The organism is Halorussus salinus (genome assembly GCF_004765815.2).
Classification (GTDB): Archaea; Halobacteriota; Halobacteria; order Halobacteriales; family Haladaptataceae; genus Halorussus; species Halorussus salinus.
Genome location: NZ_ML974127.1, coordinates 24,987 through 45,934, shown reverse-complemented (window position 1 = coordinate 45,934; position 20,948 = coordinate 24,987). Strand labels below are relative to the sequence as shown.

Here is a 20,948-nt window from a genome sequence, read left to right as displayed (position 1 = left end):
TCACCCCACCCCGGCGGTTTCCCGGTCGAGCGTTCGCGGGGGCGAGTCGGTCGCCGTCCGGGTAGAGAATGAAAGGTGTTTCTCTCGGTTTTCTATATCTATGTCGAAAACGTCTATAGGTTTGTCTACCACGTCGTCGGTCACTTCAGATGCGTCTCGAAGGCCGACTCGATTTTCTCGAAGGTGCGCTCCCACGTCGCGCGCTCGGCGAAGACGTGGTTCTCGCCGGGGTAGTACTCGGCCTCGTACTCGTTTTCATGGTCGAGCATCCCCTCGATAACTACGTCCAACTGCTCGAAGTTGACGTACGAGTCGCCCGTGCCGTGGAAGTTGTACACCGGTGCCTCGTAGTTCCCGAAGTGGGTCTTCGGACTCGCCGCGGCCCACTCGTCGTCGGCCGTCCACGGGTTCCCGCCGAAGGTCAGCGACTGGGTGGACTCGATGGCGGGAAACTTCGTCTCGGTCGCCCACTCCTCGTACAGTTCGAGGTCGGCCAGTCCCGCGAGGTTGACGCCCACGTCGAACGCCTCGGGGTGGGTGCCGAGAATCTGGAGCGCGGCGTAGCCGCCGTACGAGAGGCCCCAGATGCCGACGTTTCCCGGCGTGAACTCCCGCTCGCGCAGGAACTCCGCGCCAGCCACCACGTCGGCCATCTCGTCGCGGCCGTACCCCTCGGTCAGCGACTGGCGGAACTCCCGGCCGTAGCCGATGCCGCCGCGGTAGTTGACCAGCAGGCCGACGTAGCCCCGCCGCGCGAGGTACTGGTGGAACGCGTAGGCGAGGCCGTACGACCGCGAGGAGTGCCAGCCGTCGCGCATCTGGCGCATCGGGCCGCCGTGGACCCAGACTACCGCGGGCAGGTCGGCCTCGTCGTCGCCGTCGGTCGCGTCGGCCGCCCGTCCGTCGCCCGCACCAGCCTCGCCTACCTCGGCCTCCCGCGGGTCGAACAGGTAGCCCGAAATCTCGTGGCCGTCCGCGCTCTCGAAACTGACCGCCTCGGGCGCGAGCGGCGCGACTGGCCAGTCTTCGACCACGGAGCGCGTGACTCGCTCCGGCGCGTCGTCCGCGCTGTCGCTCGTACCGTCGCCCTCGCCGAGCGACTGCACCCGGACCTCGGGCGACACTCCGGCGTCGGCGTGGACGTACGCTAGTCGGTCCCCGTCGGGCGACGGTCGCGGGGAGACGTTCGTGCCCCGCGATTCGACCAGCGGGCGGGTCTCCTCGGTCTCGGTATCGACCGCGAAAAGCTGTCGCTCGCCGGGGTCCCGGCGGTTCGACGCGAACGCCAGCGTCTCGTCGTCCACCCACTGGGGAGACGACCCGGCGAGTCCCTTGTCCTCGAACGCGCCCGTGGTCAACTGCCGACGCTCGCCGGTCTCGCAATGCAGGACGTAGACGTGTTCCCACCCGTCGAGCGGGAGCGCGACGGCGAGTCGCGTCCCGTCGGGCGAGACGGTCGGCGCGCCCGACGAGACGGTGCCGCGCTCGTCCTCGTCGCGGACCAGTTCGGTCTCGTCGCCGGAGTCGGGGTCAACTGCGACTATCGACCGGACGGTCCGGTTCTCCTCGATGCGCTCGAAGACGACCCGGCCGTCCGCGAGCCACGTCGGATTCGCACACGACGCGGGCGCGTCGGTCCGCCAGAGCAACTCGCCCGACGCCGCGTCCGCGACGCCGACCTGCCGGGACTCGCGGTCGGTGAACGAGAAGCCGAGGAGACCACCCGAATCGCTCCACGCCAGCGTGCGCTCGCCGGGGAGGAACGTGTCGCGGGTCGGCAGGTCGAGGAGGCGCTCGGCACCCGAGTCGGCGTCCCGGACGCAGACCGCTCCGTCGTGGTAGAACGCGAGGTGGTCGCCCGACGGCGACCACTCGTGGTGAGCCTCGCCGCCGGGCGACCGGGCGACGAGTCGGAGCGAGCGGTCGGCGGCGTCGCCCCGGTAGGTCTCGCCCGCGTCAGTCGTCAGGACGAACTCGGTCGGTCGGGACTCGGGTGCCCACGCGAAGCCGGTGGCGTGGCCCTCGATGTCGGCGTCCGGCGCGACGCGCCACGAGTCGGCGGGAGCGTCGGCGTCGGCCGGAGAGTCAGCGTCGGCGACCAGCAGGACGTTCCCGTCGTCCTCGTACACGAGCGTTCCGAGAAACGCGCCGTCGGCCGACCACTCGGGCGCGCTCGGGTAGTCCACGTCGAGAACGTCTGCAATTTCGAGGTCGGCGTCGTCGGGCGACGATTCGTCGGCGTCGTCCTGTGGCGGTGCGTCGGCGTCGGCTCGCCGCGACTCGTCACTGTTGGCGTCCCGACCGCCGGTCATCGCTGGCGACCCTTCCGGCGTTCGAGTTCGTCCAGACAGAGGTTCAACACCTTCTGTTCGCCCTTCCGGAGGTGTTCGAGGACGGTCGGCTTGCTCACGTCCAGACAGTCGGCCACGGCGTCGGCCGACACGTCGCGGGGCCAGTTGTAGTAGCCGATGCGCCGAGCGTTCAGCAGGCTCTCGGTCTGGCGGGCAGAGAGGCGGTCTTCCACTTGGTCCACGAAGTCGGCGAACTCGACGCTCTCCTTCGAGTCGGCCTCCCGAATCGAACTCACGTCCACGTCGTACTCGGCCTGCATCGCTTCGACCACTTCGCCGAGTCGGTCGGCCTTGACCAGCACGGTCCAGTGTTCGGTGCCCTCGGTGATGTGAACCGGGTCCACCGGCATGAACTCCGAGTTCACGATGTCGGGGACGATACTGCTCGTGCGCTCGTAGTTGACGACGACGCGAGCGCGCTCGGCCGACTGCTTGAGGACCGCGACCTCGCCGACGACGCGGTGGTCGTCGATGGCCTCGACGAACGTCTCGATGTCCGTCTCGCCGTCAGCGACCAGCAGGAAGTCGCCCTTTATCTGGTCGTCGGTGGGGTACAGCGACTTCTCGATGACGTGGGTATCGGGGTGGTCGTCGGTCACTTCCAGCGTCCAGCAGTTGGGGTGCCAGAGGTCGAGTTCGACCTGCTTGTAGGAGACGCCGTCGTCGGCCTCCGAGATGCGCGTCACGCTCATGAGTTATGATGACATTGCACGATGGTAATGAGTGTTCCGCTCGCGGCAGTGCGGCGTCGTCACGACCGCTCCGGGACGACGCCGTGACCCGGCCCGGTAATCGAGATTTCGGGACCCGACTCCGGGCCCGACGCCACTACATCCTCGGCCAACAGGCGATTACCGTCCAAGTCCACGTAGTCGAACGACCCGAGGCCCGCCACGACGTGGGCGCTCGCGTGAATGCCGAGCGCGCTTTCGAGCATGCACCCGACCATCAACTCCAAATTCGCGGCTTCTGCGATGGCGGCGATTTCCGCGGCCGCAATCGGGCCGGACTTGCCTAACTTCACGTTCAGCACGTCGGCGGCGTCGGCCCGGACGACCGCGAGCGCGTCCTCGGGCGAGAAGACCGCCTCGTCGGCCGCGACCGGGACTCGCGCACGGTCCCGGACCCGCGCCAACCCCGCGAGGTCGTCGCGGTGGACCGGCTGTTCGAGGAGCCCCAACTCGACGCCGCGCTCCCCGAGTCGCCGGACGAACCGAAGGGTCTCCTCGGGCGTCCAGCCCTGATTGGCGTCCACCTTGAGTTCGGCGTCGGGCGCGCCCTCGCGGGCGGCCACCACGCGCTCGACCGCCGCCTCGACCTCGTCGCCGGTCTTGATTTTGAGGTGCGCGAAGCCCGCGCCGTCACCCGCAGTCGCGGCCGCGCTCGCCCGCTGGCGGGCTTCGTCGGCCCCGACGATGGGAATCGTCAGGTCGGTCTCGACCGGTCGAGGAGGGCCGCCGAACAGCTCCGAGAGCGCCAGCCCTCGGCTCCGGCAGTAGGCGTCCAGCACCGCGGTTTCGAGCGCGAACAGCGCCGAGTTCGCGCCGGGGAACGCCGCCCGGAGGTCACTACAGAGCGCGCGGTAGTCCGCGAGATTTCGACCTTCGAGGAGGTCTCCGGCCTCCCGCGCAATCGCTACCGCGGCACCCTGCGTCTCGCCGGTCACGGGCGGCAGGGGCGACCCCTCGCCGTAGCCGACGACGCCCTCGTCAGTCTCGACTTCCACGAGGAGGTTCCGGGCTTCGTGACGCGTGCCGAGCGCGATTTCGAAGGGTGCGTCGAGTTCGAGATTCAGGGGGTCGGCTCGGACCTCGGCGACCCGGATTTCGGACCCGGCGTCACCTTCGAGGTCGCCGCTTCCGGCGTCGTCGGTCACGAGTCGGTCGCCTCCCGCACGGCGTCCAACAGTCGCGCCGGGCCGCCCTCGTGGTAGACGTTCGCCGCGGGGCGACCGAGGTCGCTGTCGGCCGGGTCGCCCCACGTCGAGACGGCGGCGACCTCGGTGTCGGCCAGCGACTCTATCAGGTCGATTTCGGCGTCCGGCGAACCGACCGGGAACTGGTCGAAGTGGGTTCGTCGCTCGCGGTCGGGGTCGTGGGCCAGCACCACGGCGTCGGGGTTCGCGCCGTGCAACAGCGAGAGCGTGACTCCGGAGTAGGCCCGATGGGAGAGCGCGGCCTGCCCCTCCACGAAGACGAGGTCGTGGTCCTCGGCGACGCCACAGACCAACTCCTCCACGACGCCCGCGGTGAAATCCGCGGGCACGCGGTCGATGACGACGCCCCGATGCGCGCCGACCATCGTGCCGGTCTGGCCGGTGGCGACCCAGCCAGCGTCGAGTCCGGCCTCTTTCGCGGCCTGATACAACTCGAAGGTGGTCGTACGCTTGCCGACCGCACAGTCCGTGCCGAGCGTGAGGACCACCGTCGCGTCCACGTCGTCTACGCGGCCGTCGCCGACGCGTAACTGGTCTTCTCCGGGCGGTTTGCGTACGTCGAACAGGCGGACGCCAGCGTCGTCGGCCAACTCGCGCCACTCGGGCGACTCGCCGAGGAAGACGTGCAGACCCGACACCACGTCGCATCCCGCCCGAATCGCGTCCCGGATGTCGGCCTTCCACTCGTCGGGCAACTCGCCGCCCGCGGGCGCGACGCCGACGACCAGCGCCTCGGCCTCGGGGGCGACCGTCAGGGCCTCCTCGACCGACGAGACGATTGGCACGTCCGAGTCGCCGGGATGGTCGAGGACCTCGTCTACCGTCTGGCCCGCGCGGGTCGAGTCCACGACCGCCCGCGCCGCGAAGAGTTCGCTGTGACTGACGACGCCGTTGGCAGTCTTCCCGCCCGGTCGGCCGAACTCGCCCTCCGCGAGGACGACGGTCGGGACCGGCGGGTCGAACGCACTCCGTAAATCCATGCGTCACTCTGACGGACGGAACGGTAAAATTGGACCCCCACGCATGGAAGGGTCGACGGTTCCGCGGGCGCTCCCTCGGATAGTTTTCAGCGAGTTCGTGCCGGATTCTCAGATTAGTCGGGTCGCCAACTCGAACTCCTCGTCCAGTCGCGCGTTGTAGTTCTCGGCGTCCGGGTCGAGGCTGTCCACGATTACCTCGTTCGCGTCGCCGTAGGCGTGGACGAACTCGGCCCCGCCGAGACTCAGCGCGACGTGACCGGGGAAGAAGAGCAAGTCCCCCGGTTCGAGGTCGTCGGGCACAACATCTTCGCTGGCGACCTCGTCGCCGATTCGCCGCTGGAGGTCGGCGTCGCGGGGGAGCGCGATACCGTTTCGGTGGTAGGCCATCCACGTCAGCCCCGAGCAGTCGATACCCTCGACGGTCGTTCCACCCCAGACGTACTCGGTGCCGAGGTAGCTTCGCGCGGCGGCGACCACGCCCTCGCGGGTCGGTTCGTCGGGAATCGGAGCGACCGCTTCGGCGGGCAGCGTGGTCTCCTCGCCGGTCCGGAACCGGACGCGGACGCGTCCGTGGGGGTCAGACTCGCTGGCGTCAGCGGCGTCCGAACGAGCGAACTCCGGCACCTCGCACTCGGTCCCGGCGTACAACGCTTCGGGAACGTCACCGCCGTCGTCTTCGTCGCGGACGACCGCCGCGGATACCACCGCGTTGGCGTCGATATCCGCGGGTTTACAGAGCGCAGCGCGCTCGACCCACGCGACGTAACCGTCGGGAGTCCGGACTCGTCGCCACGCACCGTCGGCGTCGTAGGCGACGAGATTCGAGCCGTAGCGTACCTGCGTCACTCGTTCGGCCTCCTCGTCCGGTTCCCCGCGGACCGAGACGACCGGTTCGGTGACGCTCCGGGGCTCTTGCTCGTCGGCGAGAACCGTCACGTCGTTCGAGTCTACTGCGACCCCGACGACGGCTTCGACCGCCATCGTCGCACGTGCCAACTGCTCGACCGTCATCACGGTCCCCGAGAGCGACACGTACTCGCCGTTCACGTCAGGAGTTAGGTCGAAGACTGTCGAGCGCGGGTCGGGTGCCCACTCGGTCTCACACTTGTCGAGTACGTGGCGGAGTCGAACTGTCGTGGTCATCTGTCGGCCTATCTCGGGCCGACGAGTAAGAACTATCGCCTCGACAGGTCGCCGTAGAATCACGGGCGGCATGGGCGTTCGTTCGGACCGGGAACGCTAAGTTCCTTTCTGGCAGTATAGAGGCTCTACCTCCATATTTACATCGAGGCTCTGACGGTCTACTGGGTAGCATCTCGTTCAATAGAGATAACAAACCTTTACATGAGGCATAAACAATTACGCCATATATAACAGAGATGCACATCGAGATACGACTTCCCCTCCCCGACGACCAGATTTTCAGGTACGAGGCGATGGACGACATCCTCGAAATAGCGGCGCAGAATCCGACCGACGAGTTCACAAACAGCGAGCTACAGGAACTCACCGGATTCGGCGGACCGAGCGTCTCGAAGGCACTCTCTCTACTCGAAACGCTCGGACTAGTCGTCCGGCGAGATAGCGGCCGAAAGACCCTCTACCGAATCGAGGAGGCGCGACTCCGCGAGGCCGACGACCCGTTCTTGGAGATTCCGCAGGCGGAGTTCCGAGAACCGCTTCGCGCGTTCGTGGAGCAAGTCGCCGACGAAGTGGCGTCGGTCGCAGGGGTCGTCTGCTTCGGGAGTGTGGCGCGTGGCGAGGCCGACCGCGTGAGCGATATCGACGCGTTCGTGCTAGTCGAGAACGACGACGAGCTGGTGACCGCGCGCCGGACCATCTCGGACGTGAAGCGCGACCTCGAAGCGGAACCCATCGACGGCCAGCGATACGAGTTCGAGGTGTTCGTCGAATCCGTCGAGAGTGCCCGAAATCGGGGTAAAAACCTCCAACCGATTCTCAAAGAAGGGATTGTCTTGTACGAGACCGAGACGTTCGACCGAATGAAGCGCGACGTGTTCGGAGGAGAGGGCGAATGACCTCGAACGAACTGGAGGAGGCACTCGGCGATACGGAGGACGCCTTCCAGCGCAGGCCCGAAAATCCGGAGGTCGGCTTGGAGTACGTCTCCGAGTCGTCGGTCCTCCAGTTGCGGAAAGCGTGTCGGCTCCTCGACGCCGCGGGCTTTCTCCTCGACCGAAACGGCCACTTTACGGTAATCATCGAAGCGTCGTTCGTCGCCATCGAGCGGTCGATACAGTTCTACGTCGAGGAGAAGGGGTACGACGTTGCCGGTCAGCGACACACCGAGGTCTACGACGAGGGCGTCCGTGCTGGGTTGTTCTCGCAGGATATCGCCGACCGACTCGAAAAGCTCTGGATCGAGATCGGTCGGAATCGTACTATCGAACGGGCATCGGTGGGGAGTATCGCGCCGAAACGGTCTTCTCGCTCGCCGAGACGCTTCACGAGGAAGTGGTCGCGTTGACGCGGACGCAAGACTGTCTCTGTCAGTGACCGAGAAGATGGGTCGAATCCAACTATCTGTCAAGTCCCAATAGGGGAGTCCGTTCGATTATCGAACGAAGAGGAAGACCATCCGAACAAGAAATATGACGTATTAAGTCCCGAAGGGCGAGAAATTAGCTGAGAAAGTGTTCACGCGGGCGGCATGGGATTTGAACCCATGACCTCTTGGTCCGGAACCAAGCGTTCTGTCCGCTGAACTAGCCGCCCTCACACGGTCGTACTTGGCTCGGCGGCTTAACGGTTGTGATAGACGCAATCAGTCCTCGGTGACGGGAGCGTCCGCGTCGGTCGTAGTCTCCGTCAGTTCGCTGTCGATGACCGCCTCTTTCCACGTCCCGCGGGTGAACCACGCCGCCGCGCCGATAGCGCCGACGATGTGGCCGAGCGCGACGCCGACCCAGATGCCGGTCGCGCCGAGTGTCGTCTCGAACGCGAGGAGGTACACGGCTGGCACGCGGATGAGCCACAGCGTGACCAGCGAGAAGGCCATCGCGGTCTTGGTGTTGCCAGCGCCCCGATACGCCCCGACCAGCACCTGAAAGACGCCGATGAAGGCGAACTCGACCGTCCGAATCCGGAGGTACTCCGAGGCGTGTTCGACCGTCTTGGCGGCCTCGGCGGTGCCGGTCGCCATGAAGACCTCGACGATCGGTTCGGGCACCGCCGCGGCGACGACCGCCAGCGCGAACATCACGCCAGCGCCGACGTTCGCCGCGAGTTTGACGGCCTTCTCGGCCCGGTCGGCGTTGCCAGCGCCGAGGTTCTGGCCGACCACGGTGTTGGTCGCCTTGCCGAGACCGACCGCCGGGAGGAAGACCAGCGAGATGAGTCGGTTCCCGAGGCCGTAGGCCGCGATGACCGACGGTTCGAAGGTGACTATCATCACCGTCAGCATCACCATCGCGAGCGCGCCAGCAGACTGTTCGAGCGCCGACGGAATCCCGATGCGTACGATGTCCTCGACGTAGCCGAGGTCCGGCGCGAGGTGGCCGAGGTGGACATCCGGTCCGGTGGTCGTGAAGAACAGCACGTAGACGCCGACGATACCGCCGACCGCGCGGGCGACGAGCGTCGCGATTGCCGCACCCTCGATGCCCAACTCGGGGACGAGGGCGGTCTCGATGCCGAGCGCCGGAATCGGGCCGACCCCGAAGACCAGCAGTGGGTCCAACACGATGTTCAGGACCACCGTCAGCGCCATGACGCGCATCGGCGTCCGGGTGTCGCCGTACCCCCGCAGGAGCGCAGAGAACGCCAGAAAGCCGAACATGAACGGGAGTCCGAGGAAGAATATCTCCATGTAGTCGGCCGCCAGCGGAACCACCTCGTCGGCGGTGGCGGCGTCGCTCGGGAACAGCGACAGCATCGGTCCGGAGCCGAAGTGACCCACGACGCTCAGCACCGTCCCGACGAGGACGACGAATCCGAGGGTCTGGCCCGCGACCTTTCCGGCCGACCCGTCGCTGTCGGCACCCATGTACTGGGCGACCAGCGTGCTTCCCGCGACGTTGAACCCGCCGCCGAACGCGATGAAGAAGAAGATGATGGGAAACGCGAGGCTCACCGCGCCGACCGCGTTCGCGGAGTAGCGCCCCAACCAGAAGGCGTCGCCCACGTTGTAGGCGACCTGTAACAACTGCGTGACCACGATGGGCCACGCCAGATGGAAGAGGGGACGGACCAGTCCACCCTCGGTGATGTCGTCGGATTCCGATGCCACGGTCCAACCTCAATACCCCTTAGGATTTTAATGCTTCGGGTTGAAATTGTACGCCGTCGTCCGGAAAAGAGATCGCGGCTCCCGTTCGGAACGCGAGTACACTGCGACCGGCGTCTCAGGGCGTCTCGTTCGTTTCGAGCGCGAGGTCGTCGGTCGGGTAGGCGGTACACGTCAGAACGTACCCCTTCTCGACCTCGTCCTCGCCGAGCGTCTCGTTGTTGCTGTGGCGGACGTAATCGTGTGCGTCACCGTCCTGTACCTTGCCACCGCACGAGAGACACTGACCCTGCCGACACGCGTAGGGCAGGTCCCAGCCCTCGTCTTCGCCCGCTTCGAGGAGCGTCTCGTTGTTGGCCACTTCGACGGTCTCGCCCTCGTTGACGTACTCCACGTCGAAGTACTCGACTTCGTCGTCGGAGATGGCCGCCGGGTCGAAGCCCGCCTCCTCGTCGTCCTCGCCTTCGAGTTCACCTTCGGCACCGCCGCCGACCGCGACCGCGCCGCCACCGCCGCCGATGGAGCGGTTCATCGGCTCGGGGAAGTCGGTCTCCGGCACGGTCTCGGCCCGGCGTTCGAGTACCTCTTGAGAGATGTCGTCGGGGGTTCGCCACTCGGTGCCCTCGGAGTAGTGGAGAGCCACCACGATGAGGACGAGCGTTAGCCCGAGTCCCAGACCCAGTGCGTCTACCATGCGTGGGGCTACGGAAGGGTGGTTTAACAGCATTGTGATTGCCAGCCGACAGCGGGGGTCGCTACCGGGATTCGCCGTCGGTCCTCACCGTCCGTCGCCGCTCGTCACTCGTCGTCGCCGTCGGCGCGGACCTCCACGACACCCCCGCTCCGGACCGTCACCTCGTGGCCGTCGAGCGCGAAGGTGACTCGGCCGGTCGGCGCTCCTCGGCCGTCGTCGCGTCGGAACAGTTTGTCGAGCGCCTCCGGGTCGATGGCCGAGTACAGCGGGCCGATGTCGGTGAGGTTGGTGTCCGTTACTTCCGAGACGGCCTCCACGACCGCCTGACTCGGGCGCTTGGCGGGAGTGTCGTACGAAACTCGATGGGGAGAGTCTTCCGCCAACCCCGCAGAGTGAGTCGAATGCTCGTCGTCTCGCCCGTCCTGCCGAACGCCGTCGTCGTTGCCACGCATAATCGGGTACTCCCGGTAGTACGCAGGGCGCGAGATTCATCCTGACGTTTGATTATACAACGGTTTTTTAAGTAGGTCGGCTACTTCGTGATCGTTTCACCGAGGAGACTCCGGGTCCCGCGTCGGATTCGGGCGGCGAGCGCCTGTTGGGAGATGTTGAGTTCCGCGGCGATTTCGGCCAGCGTCACCTGCCGGGGCGAGTCGAAGTAGCCCCGCTCGTAGGCGAGTTCCAACGCCTCGCGCTGGGCGTCGGTCAGCCCGTAGTCGCCGTCGCCGTCCATCGGCGTCAGCGCGTGGACCGCGGTTAACCGCAGGTCGATGCCTCGGCTTCGGCAGGTCTCCTCGAAGGCGGCCACGTCCCCGTGGTCGTCGCCGCGAATCTCGAACGTCCAGTTCGTTTCGTTCCCCGTGGCGCTGAGCAGGAGCAGATCGGTCTCCGCGAGCGTCCGGAGGAACCCCTCGGAGTCGGGGTCCCACTCGACTTTCAGGAGGGAGTCGTCGTCCACGCTGTCGACGAGTCGGGCGCGTCGAACCCCCGGATGGGACTCGAACGCCGCGTCGAGACCGTCGCCGTCGACGCCGCGGACCCAGACGTAGGGGATGATCGCGTCCTCGGCGGGCACCAGTCGTTCCAACTGGACGGTCACGTCCGGATGATTCTCGAAGACGGTTCCGAGCGGGAACTGGTCCGAATCCACCTCGAACGTGGCTTCGGTTGCCATTGACGTAGAGAGGCATCCGACCCAAATAGCGGTTTCCCCCGCTCATCAATCGAGAGACACGTTCGGTGCGAATCGGGACACACCGTCAGTACGACCCATCACCGGGGTCGGCGTCCGAACGCCGACCGTCCGCGAGGACACGCTTTTACTCGCTCGCTGTGAGCCTCCGGCATGGCAACCGAAATCGCGGTCGTCGTCTACGACGGCTTCGACGAACTGGACGCGGTCGCACCCTACGAAGTGTTCTCGAACGCCGCGGCTCGGGGCTGTGACCTCGACGTGAGCCTGCGCGCGCTCGACGCCGACGAGACCGTCACCGCGAGCCACGGCCTCCGAATCGAAGTGGACGGACTCCTCGGCGACGCCGACCCGGACCTCGTGGTCGTGCCCGGCGGCGGGTGGAACGACCGGGCGGACGCGAGCGCGTGGGGCGAGGCCGAGAAGGGCGACCTGCCCCGCGCGCTCGCGGCGCTCCACGAGCGCGGGGTCGAACTCGCCGCAGTCTGTACCGGCGGGATGTTGCTGGCCGAGGCCGGTGTGCTGGACGGTCGGCCCGCGGTCACGCACGCGAGCGCACGCGACGACCTCGAAGCGACCGACGCCGAAGTCGTGGACGCCCGCGTGGTGGACGACGGCGACGTGCTGACCGCGGGCGGTGTGACTTCCGGACTCGACTTGGCGCTCCATCTGGTCGCGCGGCTCTGCGGCGAGGAGGTCGCCGAGGAGGTGGCGACAACCATCGAGTACGACACGCGGGGAGCGATTCACCGAAGCGACGAGTCCTGACCGTCACCACCAGCGGTCGCGGTCGTCGTCGGCCGACGCGGGCCGGAGACCCCACAGCGCGGCCGAGTGGAGTTCGGTCGGCCCGAGCGGTTCGAAGTCGCCCTGTCCGCACATGTCCCACCATCGCTCTTCGAGTCGGTTCCAGTAGACGCCGTTGAAGTTGAACTCGGTGCAGTACCAGTCGCCGCGCGCGTCGAGGACGAAATCGACGCCCCACGTCGCCTCCGAGAACTCGGCGGCGATTCGCTCGGCGTACCGGCGCGGCGTCTCGAACGACACGCCTTCCAGAATCGGCGCGACGTACTCGTAGCGGCCCGCACAAACCATCTCGGAGGCGTCCGGGCGACACGGCGTCCCGCCGAGAAGTCCGCCATCGTCCACGAAGAACCGGACCGAGGGGTGACACGAGTGGCTCGGGAACCGACAGAAGTCGAGGTCCAGCCACTCCCGGACGACGAGGCTGTCGCCGTGGGGCCAGCCCTGTTCGTCGTTCTGGTTCAGGAGCGACGCGACGGTCCGGTCTACGGCGTCGGCGTCCCGCCGCGACACGAACGACCCCTCGCGGAGGCGGACCGTCGCGGCCTTGTACTGCGTCCGGACGAACGCCCGGTGGCGGTCGCGGTCGGCCATGAACGCCAGTATCTCGTCGGTGTCCCATCGGTAGCCCTCCTCGGTCGATTCGAGCGACACGAACGTCGTCTCGGGGACCGGCACGTCGAGCGACCGCAGGCGCGACCAGTAGTAGTCCACCCGCCCGCGTTCGTCCGCGAAGTCGCTGAAGTAGAGCGAGACGGGCGCGGACATATCGGTCTCGTTGGCGTCCGACGAGTATCAAGGCGACGCCAGTGTGTGCCACGATAGCATAGAACTACCGCACGAAGGTTTCTCAAGAACGAAACGTGTGTGGGCCACGGAGACGTTCAGTGAGTTTTAGCGTGTCTACAGGGTTCTATCAACGTGATAGAGAGGAGCCTACCGTGTATCGAACGCGGAATCGGGGGAAAGTCGGTTGGCGCACTGTTCGCACGGGTGTCGCTCACGGCGTGCAGGGATGGATGCAGATGTACGGGTTACGCGGGAAGATGTCTATCATCTCGTTCACCTCCGGATGTAAGATATTTCCACTCACACATAGTATTTTTCGAAGGAAATCTAACTTTAACCCGATTCGATTGCGATTCGCCGGTCTGCTCGCTACTCACGGCGACGCCACTCGGGACGTGAAACTCGGCGCTACACCGGTTTCGCTACTTTAGGAAGTTACTCTTCGCGTCGCGCGACCTCGTGGCGACCGAACCCGTAGCGGAGTCGGTTCGCCAGTCGCCGGGAGAACCGACCGTCGTCACGCGCCCGCGACCCGAACCGCTCGCCGAGCGCCTGATAGATGAGCGGCACCGGTACCTCCTGTTCCAACGCCTCCTGCACCGTCCACGTCCCCGTGGAGCCACCGGCCACGTAGTCGTCCACGTCCCCGAGGTCGGTGCCCTCCTCGGCGAAGGCCTCCTCGCAGAGTTCGAGGAGCCACGAGCGAATCACCGCGCCGTTGTTCCACGTCCGGGCGACCGCCTCCAAATCGAGGTCGTACTGGCCCTCCGCGAGCAACTCGAACCCCTCGCCGTAGGCCTGCATCAGCGCGTACTCGACGCCGTTGTGGACCATCTTCACGTAGTGGCCCGACCCCGCAGGACCCATCCGGTCGTGGCCCGCCGGACCGGTCGCCACCGCGTCGAAGACGGGGGTCATCTCGTCGTAGGCCCACTCCGGCCCGCCGACCATTAGCGAGAAGCCCAGTTCCGCGCCCGCCGGTCCGCCTGAGGTCCCGCAGTCGAGGTACGCCGCGGGGGTCGATTCCGCTCGGCGCGTCGAGTCCTCGAAGTGGGAGTTGCCGCCGTCTACGACGACATCCTCGTCGGTCAGGTGGGCTTCGAGGTCGTCCAGCGCGGCGTCCACGGCCTCCCCGGCGGGGACCATCAGCCAGATGCGCTTCTCGTCGCCGAGTTTCTCCGCGAGGTCCACCACCGAGTCGGCGGGGGTCGCGCCCGCTTCGGCGGCCGAGGAGACGGCCTCCTCGTCCAAGTCGAAGGCCACCACGTCGTGTCCCGCGTCGAGTACTCGGTCTACGACGATGCGGCCCATCCGGCCCAGTCCGATGACGCCCAGTTGCATGGGAGAGGGTGGTTCGGGGGCGAAGGTAGGGGTTGCGGTTTCGCGGTAGTCGTAGAGCGATAGCTGTCAGCCCAACCAATGTCAAAATTATTTAAACAGTTGGTCGGGTTAGTAGTTGTAATGAATTCTTCGGAGCAGGCGTTCCTCACGTACCGCGAACTATTGGAATGGCTGTCTAATTCCGGTCCCGCTTCTCCGCGCGCCATCGCGGAAAGCCGCAGGCGTGAGAGCGTCATCCGAATACAATGCCGAGAACTCTGTGACTGCGGACTTCTCCGACCGACCACTCACGACGTGTACGAGTTGACCGACCGAGGTCGCGAATACGTGGCAGGTGAACTCGACCTTCCCGAAGATGACGACGATATAGCCGTCGAGGCCTCACGAATCGCACCCCAATGGCGAGAGCGCGACGAACGAATCACCGACGTAAGTGGTATCGACGCCGAGACGATTATTGCGTTCAATTTCGAGCGGTACGAGGACGAGTCACACCAGTACGGATTAGTCAGAGAGTCACGACAGGTCACGGAACGGCGTATCGGAAACGTCTCGGAGAGCGACCTCAACCGTGTACTCCGCGAACTTCCACGCCACGAACCGCTGGTGCAACAGTGCGCTCACTGGGTGCGAGCTATCTCGGGGCTCCATTTCTTCCCGGACGCAAATCACCGAACTGCAATCGGAAGTCTTCGAGCGTTGCTGTATCTAAACGAGATTCCGCTACCGAGCGAGTGGCCCGGACGTGGAATTGACCGGACGGTACTCAAAGCGAAGTTCGTCCGTAACTTCGTCGTCAGTGTCCAGTTCGATACGCTGTGGAAGAAAGACGAACTCTACCATGTGTGGCACCGCCACTTCCGGCACCTCTTCTTGGACGTAGAATCCAACAGAAGCCATACTCATTCGACTGAGCGGTTGGGGCGTGCGCTCAACGCCGCACGCGAACAAAGATGAAAACAGTAGCTATCGGTCGTTACTGTCGATGGATTCGGCTTCGGCCATCTTGAGGTATGCAGCGCGATTCTCTTCGACATCCTGCTGCATGATTTCGAGGGCTTTTTCTTTCATAATATCACCAAATGGGTAGCCGTAGCGTGAACACACGCCGTTTCGTGTGGCGGTGGTCGCTCTTGGACTACGTACCGATTGTGTACCCGATACGTACGGGCCACATACGTATTAAGTATATCGGAGACCGGTGCTTCGAATCCAGCAAGCCACTTGCCAAGGCAGCATTTATCCGCGGATTTCGCGTCCGAACACGCCCGAGAACTTTGCGATTCACCTCGTATCGAATCGGACGATAGTTGGCATGTGATCGCTGGCGTCTATCCACTTGTCGTAGGTTCCGACGGTGTACTCTCGGACCGATTCACTCACACCCTCCGAGACGAAAATATAGCCAATATGATAATTTCTTACTCTCTTCTTGTGCATGAAAAACGTCGGGTCATCATCCTCCCCGAACTCGGCACCTGTTCGGCTGTGATAGACGCTCTCCAATCCGATTTCGTTCAGGATTTTCACGGTTTGCTCGAAGTTTCCGCAGAGCGGGCTTTTCGGCGACTCGTCCCATTCGACGTTCCAGTTGAAATCGCCAGCGACGATGGTGTCCAAGTTCACGAAGTCGCGGTACTGGCGGAGAGCGGTGTAGACCTGTCCGATGTAGCGTTTTCTCGGCTCGGTTTCGTCGTTCATCGCCCAGACCGCGAGGAGATTCCTCGCTCCGTCTACTTCCACCGGCACGACGTATCGGCTTTCGGTTACGTCGTCGTCTGCCAGTTCGACCGTAATTCCGTTTCTGGCGAAGACACCGAGACCCTTGTCGTCGTTCTCCCCGACCCACACCCAGTCCGAGAACGCGGACCAGTCGCCTCTCGTCGCCGGATTTTCGCACTCCTGAATCACGAGTACGTCCGGGTCGTATCGGAGTATCTGGTCGCGCTTCTTCCGGAACGCCATGTTACAGTTCCACGTCACAAATGTCGTCATTCAGTAATTATATTCCGATGTCGGTAGCTAATCAATCGTTCGACAGCGACAAGTAGGGAGTATCAGCCTGAACCTCCCGCAAACAGACGAGAACCTTTATCAGTACCCGTCCGTTCCTGTAACGTATGAGGCTGACTGCGTCGGTAGTACGTTGAACTGTCCAGCGCAGCGGCGCGTCTTTCTCCGAGGACTACTCCCCCGACAGAGTCAGCTACACCCACACTATGACAGACGTTCCCGACAGTTACGACCCAGAAGAAGTCGAACCGAAGTGGCAAGAGGAGTGGCGCGGTTCCGAGGTCTACAACCCCGAGGGCGAACCGGACTACGTCGTGGACACCCCGCCGCCGTACCCGACCGGGCAACTCCACCTCGGCCACGCGCTGGGCTGGAGTTACATGGACTTCGCCGCGCGGTTCCACCGACTCATCGGCGATAGCGTGCTGTTCCCGCAGGGCTGGGACTGTCACGGCCTGCCGACCGAGGTCAAAGTCGAGGAGGAAGAGGACATCCACCGGACCGACGTGCCCCGCGAGGAGTTCCGGGACCTCTGTGTCGAGTACACCGAGGACCGCATCGACGGGATGAAAGAGACGATGCAGTCGCTCGGATTCTCACAGGACTGGTCGGCGGAGTACCGCACGATGGACGCCGACTACTGGGAGAAGACCCAGCGGTCGTTCGTGGAGATGTCCGACGAGGACGACGAAGACGACTACATCTACCGCGACGAACACCCCGTCAACTGGTGTCCGCGGTGCGAGACTGCGATTGCGGACGCCGAAGTCGAGAACGTCGACCGCGAGGGGACGCTCCACTACATCACCTTCCCCGGCGTCGAGAACGACGACATCGAAATCGCCACCACGCGGCCCGAACTGCTGGCGGCCTGCGTCGGGATGGCGGTCAGCCCCGACGACGAACGGTACGCCGAGCGCATCGGCGACACCTTCGAGGTCCCGCTGTTCGGCCAAGAGGTCGAACTGCTGGCCGACGACGACGTGGACGGCGACTTCGGGACCGGCGCGGTCATGATTTGTACCTTCGGCGACAAGCAGGACGTGGACTGGTGGGCCGAACACGACCTCGACCTGCGCCCCGTCTTCACCGAGGACGGCCGTCTCGGCGAACTCGCTGGGGAGTACGAGGGCATGGCCATCGCGGACGCCAAGGAGACCATCGCCGAGGACTTGGACGACGAGGGCTACCTCCAAGACACCGAACCGACCGACCAGTCGGTCGGCGCGTGCTGGCGCTGTGACACCCCCATCGAAATCCTGAGCAAGGAGCAGTGGTTCGTGGAGGTCCGCCAAGACGAGATTTTAGAGAAGGCCGAGCAGGTCGAGTGGATTCCCGACCACATGTACGACCGTCTCGAAGACTGGACCGAGGGGATGGAGTGGGACTGGGTTATCTCCCGACAGCGCGTGTTCGCCACGCCAATCCCCGCGTGGTTCTGCGGGAACGACGACTGTGAGTACATCCACACCGCCGAAATCGGCGAACTACCCGTCGAACCCACCGAGACCGTCCCCGAAATCGACGCCTGTCCCGAGTGCGGTGGAACCGACTGGGAGGGCGAGACCGACGTGATGGACACGTGGATGGACTCGTCCATCTCGCCGATGCACGTTCAGGGCTGGCCCGACGAGGAGTTCACCCCGACCACGCTCCGCGAGCAGGGCCACGACATCATCCGGACGTGGGCGTTCTACACGCTCCTGCGGGTCACTGCGCTCGAAGACGAGATTCCGTGGGAGGAGTCGCTGGTCAACGGCATGGTCTTCGGCGACGACGGCCACAAGATGAGCAAGTCGCGGGGCAACGCGGTCGGTCCCGAGGAGGCCATCGACGAGTACAGCGCCGACTCGGTGCGACAGGCCCTCGCGCTCGGCGGCCAGCCCGGTAGCGACATCCAGTTCCAGTGGAAGGAGGTCAAGTCGGCCTCCCGGTTCCTCACGAAGTTCTGGAACATCTTCCAGTTCTCCGCCGAGCATCTGGACGAGGACACCCCCGACATCGACGCTCCGGCGTACCGCGACGCCGACAAGTGGATTCTGACGAAGCTCTCGCGGACCGTCGAGGCTGTCGAGGACGACATGGCGGCCTACCGCTTCGACGCCGCGCTCCGCAAACTCCGGGAGTTCGTCTGGAACGACCTCGCCGACGACTACCTCGAACTCGTCAAGGGACGCCTCTACGAGGGGCGGCCCGGCGAGCGCGACGCCGCTCGCAAGGCGCTGTACACCGCGGTCTCGGCGTCGGTCCGGATGCTCTCGCCGTTCTCGCCGCACTTCGCCGAAGAACTCTACGACCACCTCCCCGGCACCGAGGGGAGCGTCCACGCCGCCGCGTGGCCCGACATCGAGTTCTCGGACCCCGAGGCCGAGGAGCGCGGGGACCTCATCGCGGAGGTCGCCAGCGAGATTCGTGCGTGGAAGTCCGACGCCGGGATGGCGCTCAACGCCGAACTCGACCGCATCGAGGTCTACTCGGACCTCGGCCGCGGCTGGGACACCTACGACCTGAGCGAGGCGGTCAACGCGCCGGTCTACCTCGAAGCGGGCCAGCCGAGCGTCGAACTCGTCCCGGTCGGCGTGGACCCCGACCACAGCCAGATCGGCCCGCAGTTCCGCGACAAGGCCGGACAGGTCGTCGCCGCGCTCGAATCGGCCGACCTGAACCAACTCAAGAATCAGAAGGAGATAGAGGGCGAGATAACCCTCACGGTGGACGACGAGGAGGTCACCATCGACGGCGACGCCGTCGAAATCGAAGAGGAGTACCGCGCCGAGAGCGGCGAGGAGGTCGAAGTGCTGGAGACCGACCACGCGACCGCGCTCGTCTTCCCCTGAAACCGACTCCTCACTCGTCGTCTTTCTCGTCGTCCGTCCCGCCGTTCTCGAACCGGTGGTAGGGGTGGCGGTGCGTGTTCCGGACGATGTCTTCGCCCGTCACTTTGAGACCCAGTTCGTCTAGCTCCTCGCCGATGCGACTCAGGTCGTCGCCGTCCGCGCCGACCGCGCGCACGAGGACGTTGCCCTCGCCGGTCATCACCTCTTGGACCTCCACCACGCCCGAGACTTCGACCGCGCGCTCGGCTAGCTCCTCGCGCTCGGGAATCGGCGCGGTGCAGACGATGAGCGTGAACAGTTGGAACCCCGCCCGTTCGTAGTCCACGTCGGCGTGGTACCCCCGAATCACGCCGTCGGCTTCGAGTTGCTGGATCCGGTTCCGGACGGTGCTGGCCGACACGTCGAGTTGCTCGGCGATGTCGCTCGACGACGTGTGTCGCGCCTCGGCTTGGAGCGCGTAAACTATCTGCTTGTCCAAATCGTCGAGGTCGCGAATTCGCATCTGTACGACGAGTTGCGCCCGGAGCGTAATAACGGTGGTTCTCCACGGCGGCGCTCGATTCGACAGGAAAAACCGAACTCAGTGTCAGAGCGTGATGTTAGTATTTAAATCACGTATCGAAGCCACAACTTTCTAATTGCTGGCATGCCAATCTCGCGCCGATGTCAGCATCGATGGGTACGGCTCAAATCGGTCTTCGGTTACTCGCGGGACTGTTGCTCATTCTGGCGAACGGCTTTTTCGTCGCCATCGAGTTCGCGCTGACGCGCGCCCGCCAGTTCACCGAGAGCGAGTTCGTGGACGGCGACTCCCGGCTCGAACGGGCGTGGGAGATGACGCAGGACCTCGAACTGTACCTGACGACGTGTCAAGTCGGTATCACGGCGTCGAGCATCGCGGTCGGTATCGTCGCCGAACCCGCACTGGCGGCGTTGTTCGCGCCGCTGTTCGCTGGCACGACGCTCGCGACGATAGGAGCGGGGGCGATCATCGCGTACGCCATCATCAACCTCATCCACCTCACGCACGGCGAGCAGACCCCGACGTACCTCGGCGTCGAGCGGTCCCGGTTCGTCTGCAGATACGGTGCCACGCCGCTGTACTGGTTCTACGTGGTCATCTCCCCGCTCATTACGCTCGGAGACTGGGTCGCGAAGTGGACGCTCAGGCTGTTCGGCGTCGAGATGACCGGCGCGTGGCTCGAAGCCGAGGAGGACGCCATCGAGACCCGCGCGCAACTCCACAACAGGCTGAACTCGGTGCTGGAGCGGGGCGAACTCTCCGACGAGCGCCACGACGAGGTGCTGAGCGCGCTCGCCGCGGGGGACAAGGCCGTCGAGTCGGTGATGGTCGAGGACGACGACGTAATCTACCTCTCGACCGAGGACTCGATGGAGGAGAACCTCGACCGCATGTCGTCGTCGCCCCACACTCGCTATCCCCTCGTCGGAAGCGACGAAGAGGACTTCCTCGGCGTCGTCTACGTGCCAGCGGTCCTCGACAACATCGACGAGTTGCGCGACGGGGAGACCACGCTGGCGGACGTGGCCGCCCCGCCGATGACCGTCTCGGCCGACACGACCGTCAGCGACGCCATCGACCAGTTCCAAGCCGAGAGTCAGGAACTCGCGCTCGTCCTCTCGGAGGGCGAGGTGGTCGGCCTGTTGACCGCGACCGACGCGCTCGAAGCTGTGATGGGCGAAATCGAGGACCCGCTGGACCACGGGCAGTCTCGACCCGGCGCGGTGCCGAGTTGACCGGTCC

20 protein-coding genes and 1 tRNA gene are annotated in these 20,948 nt (G+C 65.1%); 6 read left to right on the top strand and 15 right to left on the bottom strand.

The window, feature by feature from the left end; genetic code table 11:
• The 6 genes from EPL00_RS00235 to EPL00_RS00210 all read right to left on the bottom strand — a co-directional run bounded on the left by EPL00_RS00235 (position 1) and on the right by EPL00_RS00210 (position 6,410).
• Positions 1-144 carry a hypothetical protein gene (locus tag EPL00_RS00235; RefSeq protein ID WP_162224116.1) on the bottom strand — a complete coding sequence of 48 codons (144 nt, stop codon included), beginning with the start codon at positions 142-144 and terminating at the stop codon, positions 1-3.
• Positions 141-2,312: a S9 family peptidase gene (locus EPL00_RS00230; RefSeq protein ID WP_135852391.1), complete on the bottom strand. Its 2,172-nt coding sequence runs from the start codon at positions 2,310-2,312 to the stop codon at positions 141-143. Before EPL00_RS00230 ends, EPL00_RS00235 begins: the two co-directional genes overlap by 4 nt.
• Positions 2,309-3,043: a helix-turn-helix domain-containing protein gene (locus EPL00_RS00225; RefSeq protein WP_135852392.1), complete on the bottom strand. Its 735-nt coding sequence runs from the start codon at positions 3,041-3,043 to the stop codon at positions 2,309-2,311. Before EPL00_RS00225 ends, EPL00_RS00230 begins: the two co-directional genes overlap by 4 nt.
• Before the next feature lie 59 nt (positions 3,044-3,102).
• Positions 3,103-4,176, bottom strand: coding sequence for a dipeptide epimerase (locus EPL00_RS00220; RefSeq protein ID WP_135852509.1), 1,074 nt, complete (start codon positions 4,174-4,176; stop codon positions 3,103-3,105).
• A gap of 47 nt (positions 4,177-4,223) precedes the next feature.
• Positions 4,224-5,267, bottom strand: coding sequence for a DUF1611 domain-containing protein (locus EPL00_RS00215; RefSeq protein WP_135852393.1), 1,044 nt, complete (start codon positions 5,265-5,267; stop codon positions 4,224-4,226).
• Between the two features lie 108 nt (positions 5,268-5,375).
• A complete protein-coding gene (locus EPL00_RS00210) occupies positions 5,376-6,410 on the bottom strand; it encodes a C40 family peptidase (protein WP_162224115.1) in 1,035 nt (344 codons plus the stop codon).
• 236 nt (positions 6,411-6,646) lie between these two features.
• Between EPL00_RS00210 and EPL00_RS00205 the strand changes: the two genes are divergently transcribed.
• Together EPL00_RS00205 and EPL00_RS00200 are read left to right on the top strand one after the other, a co-directional pair.
• Positions 6,647-7,306, top strand: a complete 660-nt coding sequence (locus EPL00_RS00205) for a nucleotidyltransferase domain-containing protein (RefSeq protein ID WP_135852395.1) — start codon at positions 6,647-6,649, stop codon at positions 7,304-7,306.
• A complete protein-coding gene (locus EPL00_RS00200) occupies positions 7,303-7,755 on the top strand; it encodes a hypothetical protein (protein ID WP_202932514.1) in 453 nt (150 codons plus the stop codon). The genes EPL00_RS00205 and EPL00_RS00200 overlap by 4 nt, the downstream gene beginning before the upstream one ends.
• Positions 7,756-7,930: 175 nt before the next feature.
• Here the strand turns inward: EPL00_RS00200 and EPL00_RS00195 are convergent.
• The 5 genes from EPL00_RS00195 to EPL00_RS00175 all read right to left on the bottom strand — a co-directional run bounded on the left by EPL00_RS00195 (position 7,931) and on the right by EPL00_RS00175 (position 11,381).
• Positions 7,931-8,003, bottom strand: a tRNA-Arg gene (locus EPL00_RS00195).
• 49 nt (positions 8,004-8,052) lie between these two features.
• Complete coding sequence (locus tag EPL00_RS00190) at positions 8,053-9,516, bottom strand: MATE family efflux transporter (protein ID WP_202932513.1); 1,464 nt, start codon at positions 9,514-9,516, stop codon at positions 8,053-8,055.
• Between the two features lie 115 nt (positions 9,517-9,631).
• Complete coding sequence (locus EPL00_RS00185) at positions 9,632-10,207, bottom strand: 2Fe-2S iron-sulfur cluster-binding protein (protein WP_135852396.1); 576 nt, start codon at positions 10,205-10,207, stop codon at positions 9,632-9,634.
• A 104-nt stretch (positions 10,208-10,311) separates the two neighbouring features.
• The gene (locus EPL00_RS00180) at positions 10,312-10,659 is read right to left on the bottom strand and encodes a HalOD1 output domain-containing protein (RefSeq protein WP_135852397.1); all 348 of its coding nucleotides are present in this window, start codon (positions 10,657-10,659) and stop codon (positions 10,312-10,314) included.
• 80 nt (positions 10,660-10,739) lie between these two features.
• A complete protein-coding gene (locus EPL00_RS00175; RefSeq protein WP_135852398.1) occupies positions 10,740-11,381 on the bottom strand; it encodes a helix-turn-helix domain-containing protein in 642 nt (213 codons plus the stop codon).
• A 171-nt stretch (positions 11,382-11,552) separates the two neighbouring features.
• Between EPL00_RS00175 and EPL00_RS00170 the strand changes: the two genes are divergently transcribed.
• Complete coding sequence (locus EPL00_RS00170) at positions 11,553-12,167, top strand: DJ-1/PfpI family protein (protein WP_135852399.1); 615 nt, start codon at positions 11,553-11,555, stop codon at positions 12,165-12,167.
• A gap of 3 nt (positions 12,168-12,170) precedes the next feature.
• On the opposite strand, the gene EPL00_RS00165 is transcribed toward EPL00_RS00170, so the two are convergent.
• Together EPL00_RS00165 and gnd are read right to left on the bottom strand one after the other, a co-directional pair.
• Positions 12,171-12,971, bottom strand: coding sequence for a hypothetical protein (locus EPL00_RS00165; protein WP_135852400.1), 801 nt, complete (start codon positions 12,969-12,971; stop codon positions 12,171-12,173).
• 456 nt (positions 12,972-13,427) lie between these two features.
• Positions 13,428-14,333 carry a phosphogluconate dehydrogenase (NAD(+)-dependent, decarboxylating) gene (gene gnd / locus EPL00_RS00160; protein ID WP_135852401.1) on the bottom strand — a complete coding sequence of 302 codons (906 nt, stop codon included), beginning with the start codon at positions 14,331-14,333 and terminating at the stop codon, positions 13,428-13,430.
• Between the two features lie 327 nt (positions 14,334-14,660).
• Here gnd and EPL00_RS00155 point away from each other — a divergent pair, with 327 nt between their 5' ends.
• The gene (locus EPL00_RS00155; protein ID WP_135852402.1) at positions 14,661-15,290 is read left to right on the top strand and encodes a hypothetical protein; all 630 of its coding nucleotides are present in this window, start codon (positions 14,661-14,663) and stop codon (positions 15,288-15,290) included.
• Positions 15,291-15,617: 327 nt separating this feature from the next.
• Here EPL00_RS00155 and EPL00_RS00150 read toward each other — a convergent pair whose 3' ends face one another.
• On the bottom strand, positions 15,618-16,328 hold the full coding sequence (locus tag EPL00_RS00150) for an endonuclease/exonuclease/phosphatase family protein (RefSeq protein ID WP_135852403.1): 711 nt from the start codon (positions 16,326-16,328) through the stop codon (positions 15,618-15,620).
• A gap of 224 nt (positions 16,329-16,552) precedes the next feature.
• On the opposite strand from EPL00_RS00150, the gene EPL00_RS00145 reads away from it, so the two are divergent.
• Positions 16,553-19,183 carry a valine--tRNA ligase gene (locus tag EPL00_RS00145; protein ID WP_135852404.1) on the top strand — a complete coding sequence of 877 codons (2,631 nt, stop codon included), beginning with the start codon at positions 16,553-16,555 and terminating at the stop codon, positions 19,181-19,183.
• Positions 19,184-19,193: 10 nt separating this feature from the next.
• Here EPL00_RS00145 and EPL00_RS00140 read toward each other — a convergent pair whose 3' ends face one another.
• Positions 19,194-19,685, bottom strand: coding sequence for an Lrp/AsnC family transcriptional regulator (locus EPL00_RS00140; protein WP_135852405.1), 492 nt, complete (start codon positions 19,683-19,685; stop codon positions 19,194-19,196).
• A 173-nt stretch (positions 19,686-19,858) separates the two neighbouring features.
• On the opposite strand from EPL00_RS00140, the gene EPL00_RS00135 reads away from it, so the two are divergent.
• Complete coding sequence (locus tag EPL00_RS00135) at positions 19,859-20,941, top strand: CNNM domain-containing protein (RefSeq protein ID WP_135852511.1); 1,083 nt, start codon at positions 19,859-19,861, stop codon at positions 20,939-20,941.
• The last annotated feature ends 7 nt before the right edge of the window (positions 20,942-20,948 follow it).

Bases quoted from the DNA above. Each gene is read 5' to 3' on its own strand.
- EPL00_RS00230 (WP_135852391.1), bottom strand. From the start codon at position 2,312: ATGACCGGCGGTCGGGACGCCAACAGTGACGAGTCGCGGCGAGCCGAC.
- EPL00_RS00225 (WP_135852392.1), bottom strand. From the start codon at position 3,043: ATGAGCGTGACGCGCATCTCGGAGGCCGACGACGGCGTCTCCTACAAG.
- EPL00_RS00215 (WP_135852393.1), bottom strand. From the start codon at position 5,267: ATGGATTTACGGAGTGCGTTCGACCCGCCGGTCCCGACCGTCGTCCTC.
- EPL00_RS00210 (WP_162224115.1), bottom strand. From the start codon at position 6,410: ATGACCACGACAGTTCGACTCCGCCACGTACTCGACAAGTGTGAGACC.
- EPL00_RS00205 (WP_135852395.1), top strand. From the start codon at position 6,647: ATGCACATCGAGATACGACTTCCCCTCCCCGACGACCAGATTTTCAGG.
- EPL00_RS00200 (WP_202932514.1), top strand. From the start codon at position 7,303: ATGACCTCGAACGAACTGGAGGAGGCACTCGGCGATACGGAGGACGCC.
- EPL00_RS00185 (WP_135852396.1), bottom strand. From the start codon at position 10,207: ATGGTAGACGCACTGGGTCTGGGACTCGGGCTAACGCTCGTCCTCATC.
- EPL00_RS00180 (WP_135852397.1), bottom strand. From the start codon at position 10,659: ATGCGTGGCAACGACGACGGCGTTCGGCAGGACGGGCGAGACGACGAG.
- EPL00_RS00175 (WP_135852398.1), bottom strand. From the start codon at position 11,381: ATGGCAACCGAAGCCACGTTCGAGGTGGATTCGGACCAGTTCCCGCTC.
- EPL00_RS00170 (WP_135852399.1), top strand. From the start codon at position 11,553: ATGGCAACCGAAATCGCGGTCGTCGTCTACGACGGCTTCGACGAACTG.
- EPL00_RS00165 (WP_135852400.1), bottom strand. From the start codon at position 12,971: ATGTCCGCGCCCGTCTCGCTCTACTTCAGCGACTTCGCGGACGAACGC.
- gnd (WP_135852401.1), bottom strand. From the start codon at position 14,333: ATGCAACTGGGCGTCATCGGACTGGGCCGGATGGGCCGCATCGTCGTA.
- EPL00_RS00150 (WP_135852403.1), bottom strand. From the start codon at position 16,328: ATGACGACATTTGTGACGTGGAACTGTAACATGGCGTTCCGGAAGAAG.
- EPL00_RS00145 (WP_135852404.1), top strand. From the start codon at position 16,553: ATGACAGACGTTCCCGACAGTTACGACCCAGAAGAAGTCGAACCGAAG.
- EPL00_RS00140 (WP_135852405.1), bottom strand. From the start codon at position 19,685: ATGCGAATTCGCGACCTCGACGATTTGGACAAGCAGATAGTTTACGCG.
- EPL00_RS00135 (WP_135852511.1), top strand. From the start codon at position 19,859: ATGGGTACGGCTCAAATCGGTCTTCGGTTACTCGCGGGACTGTTGCTC.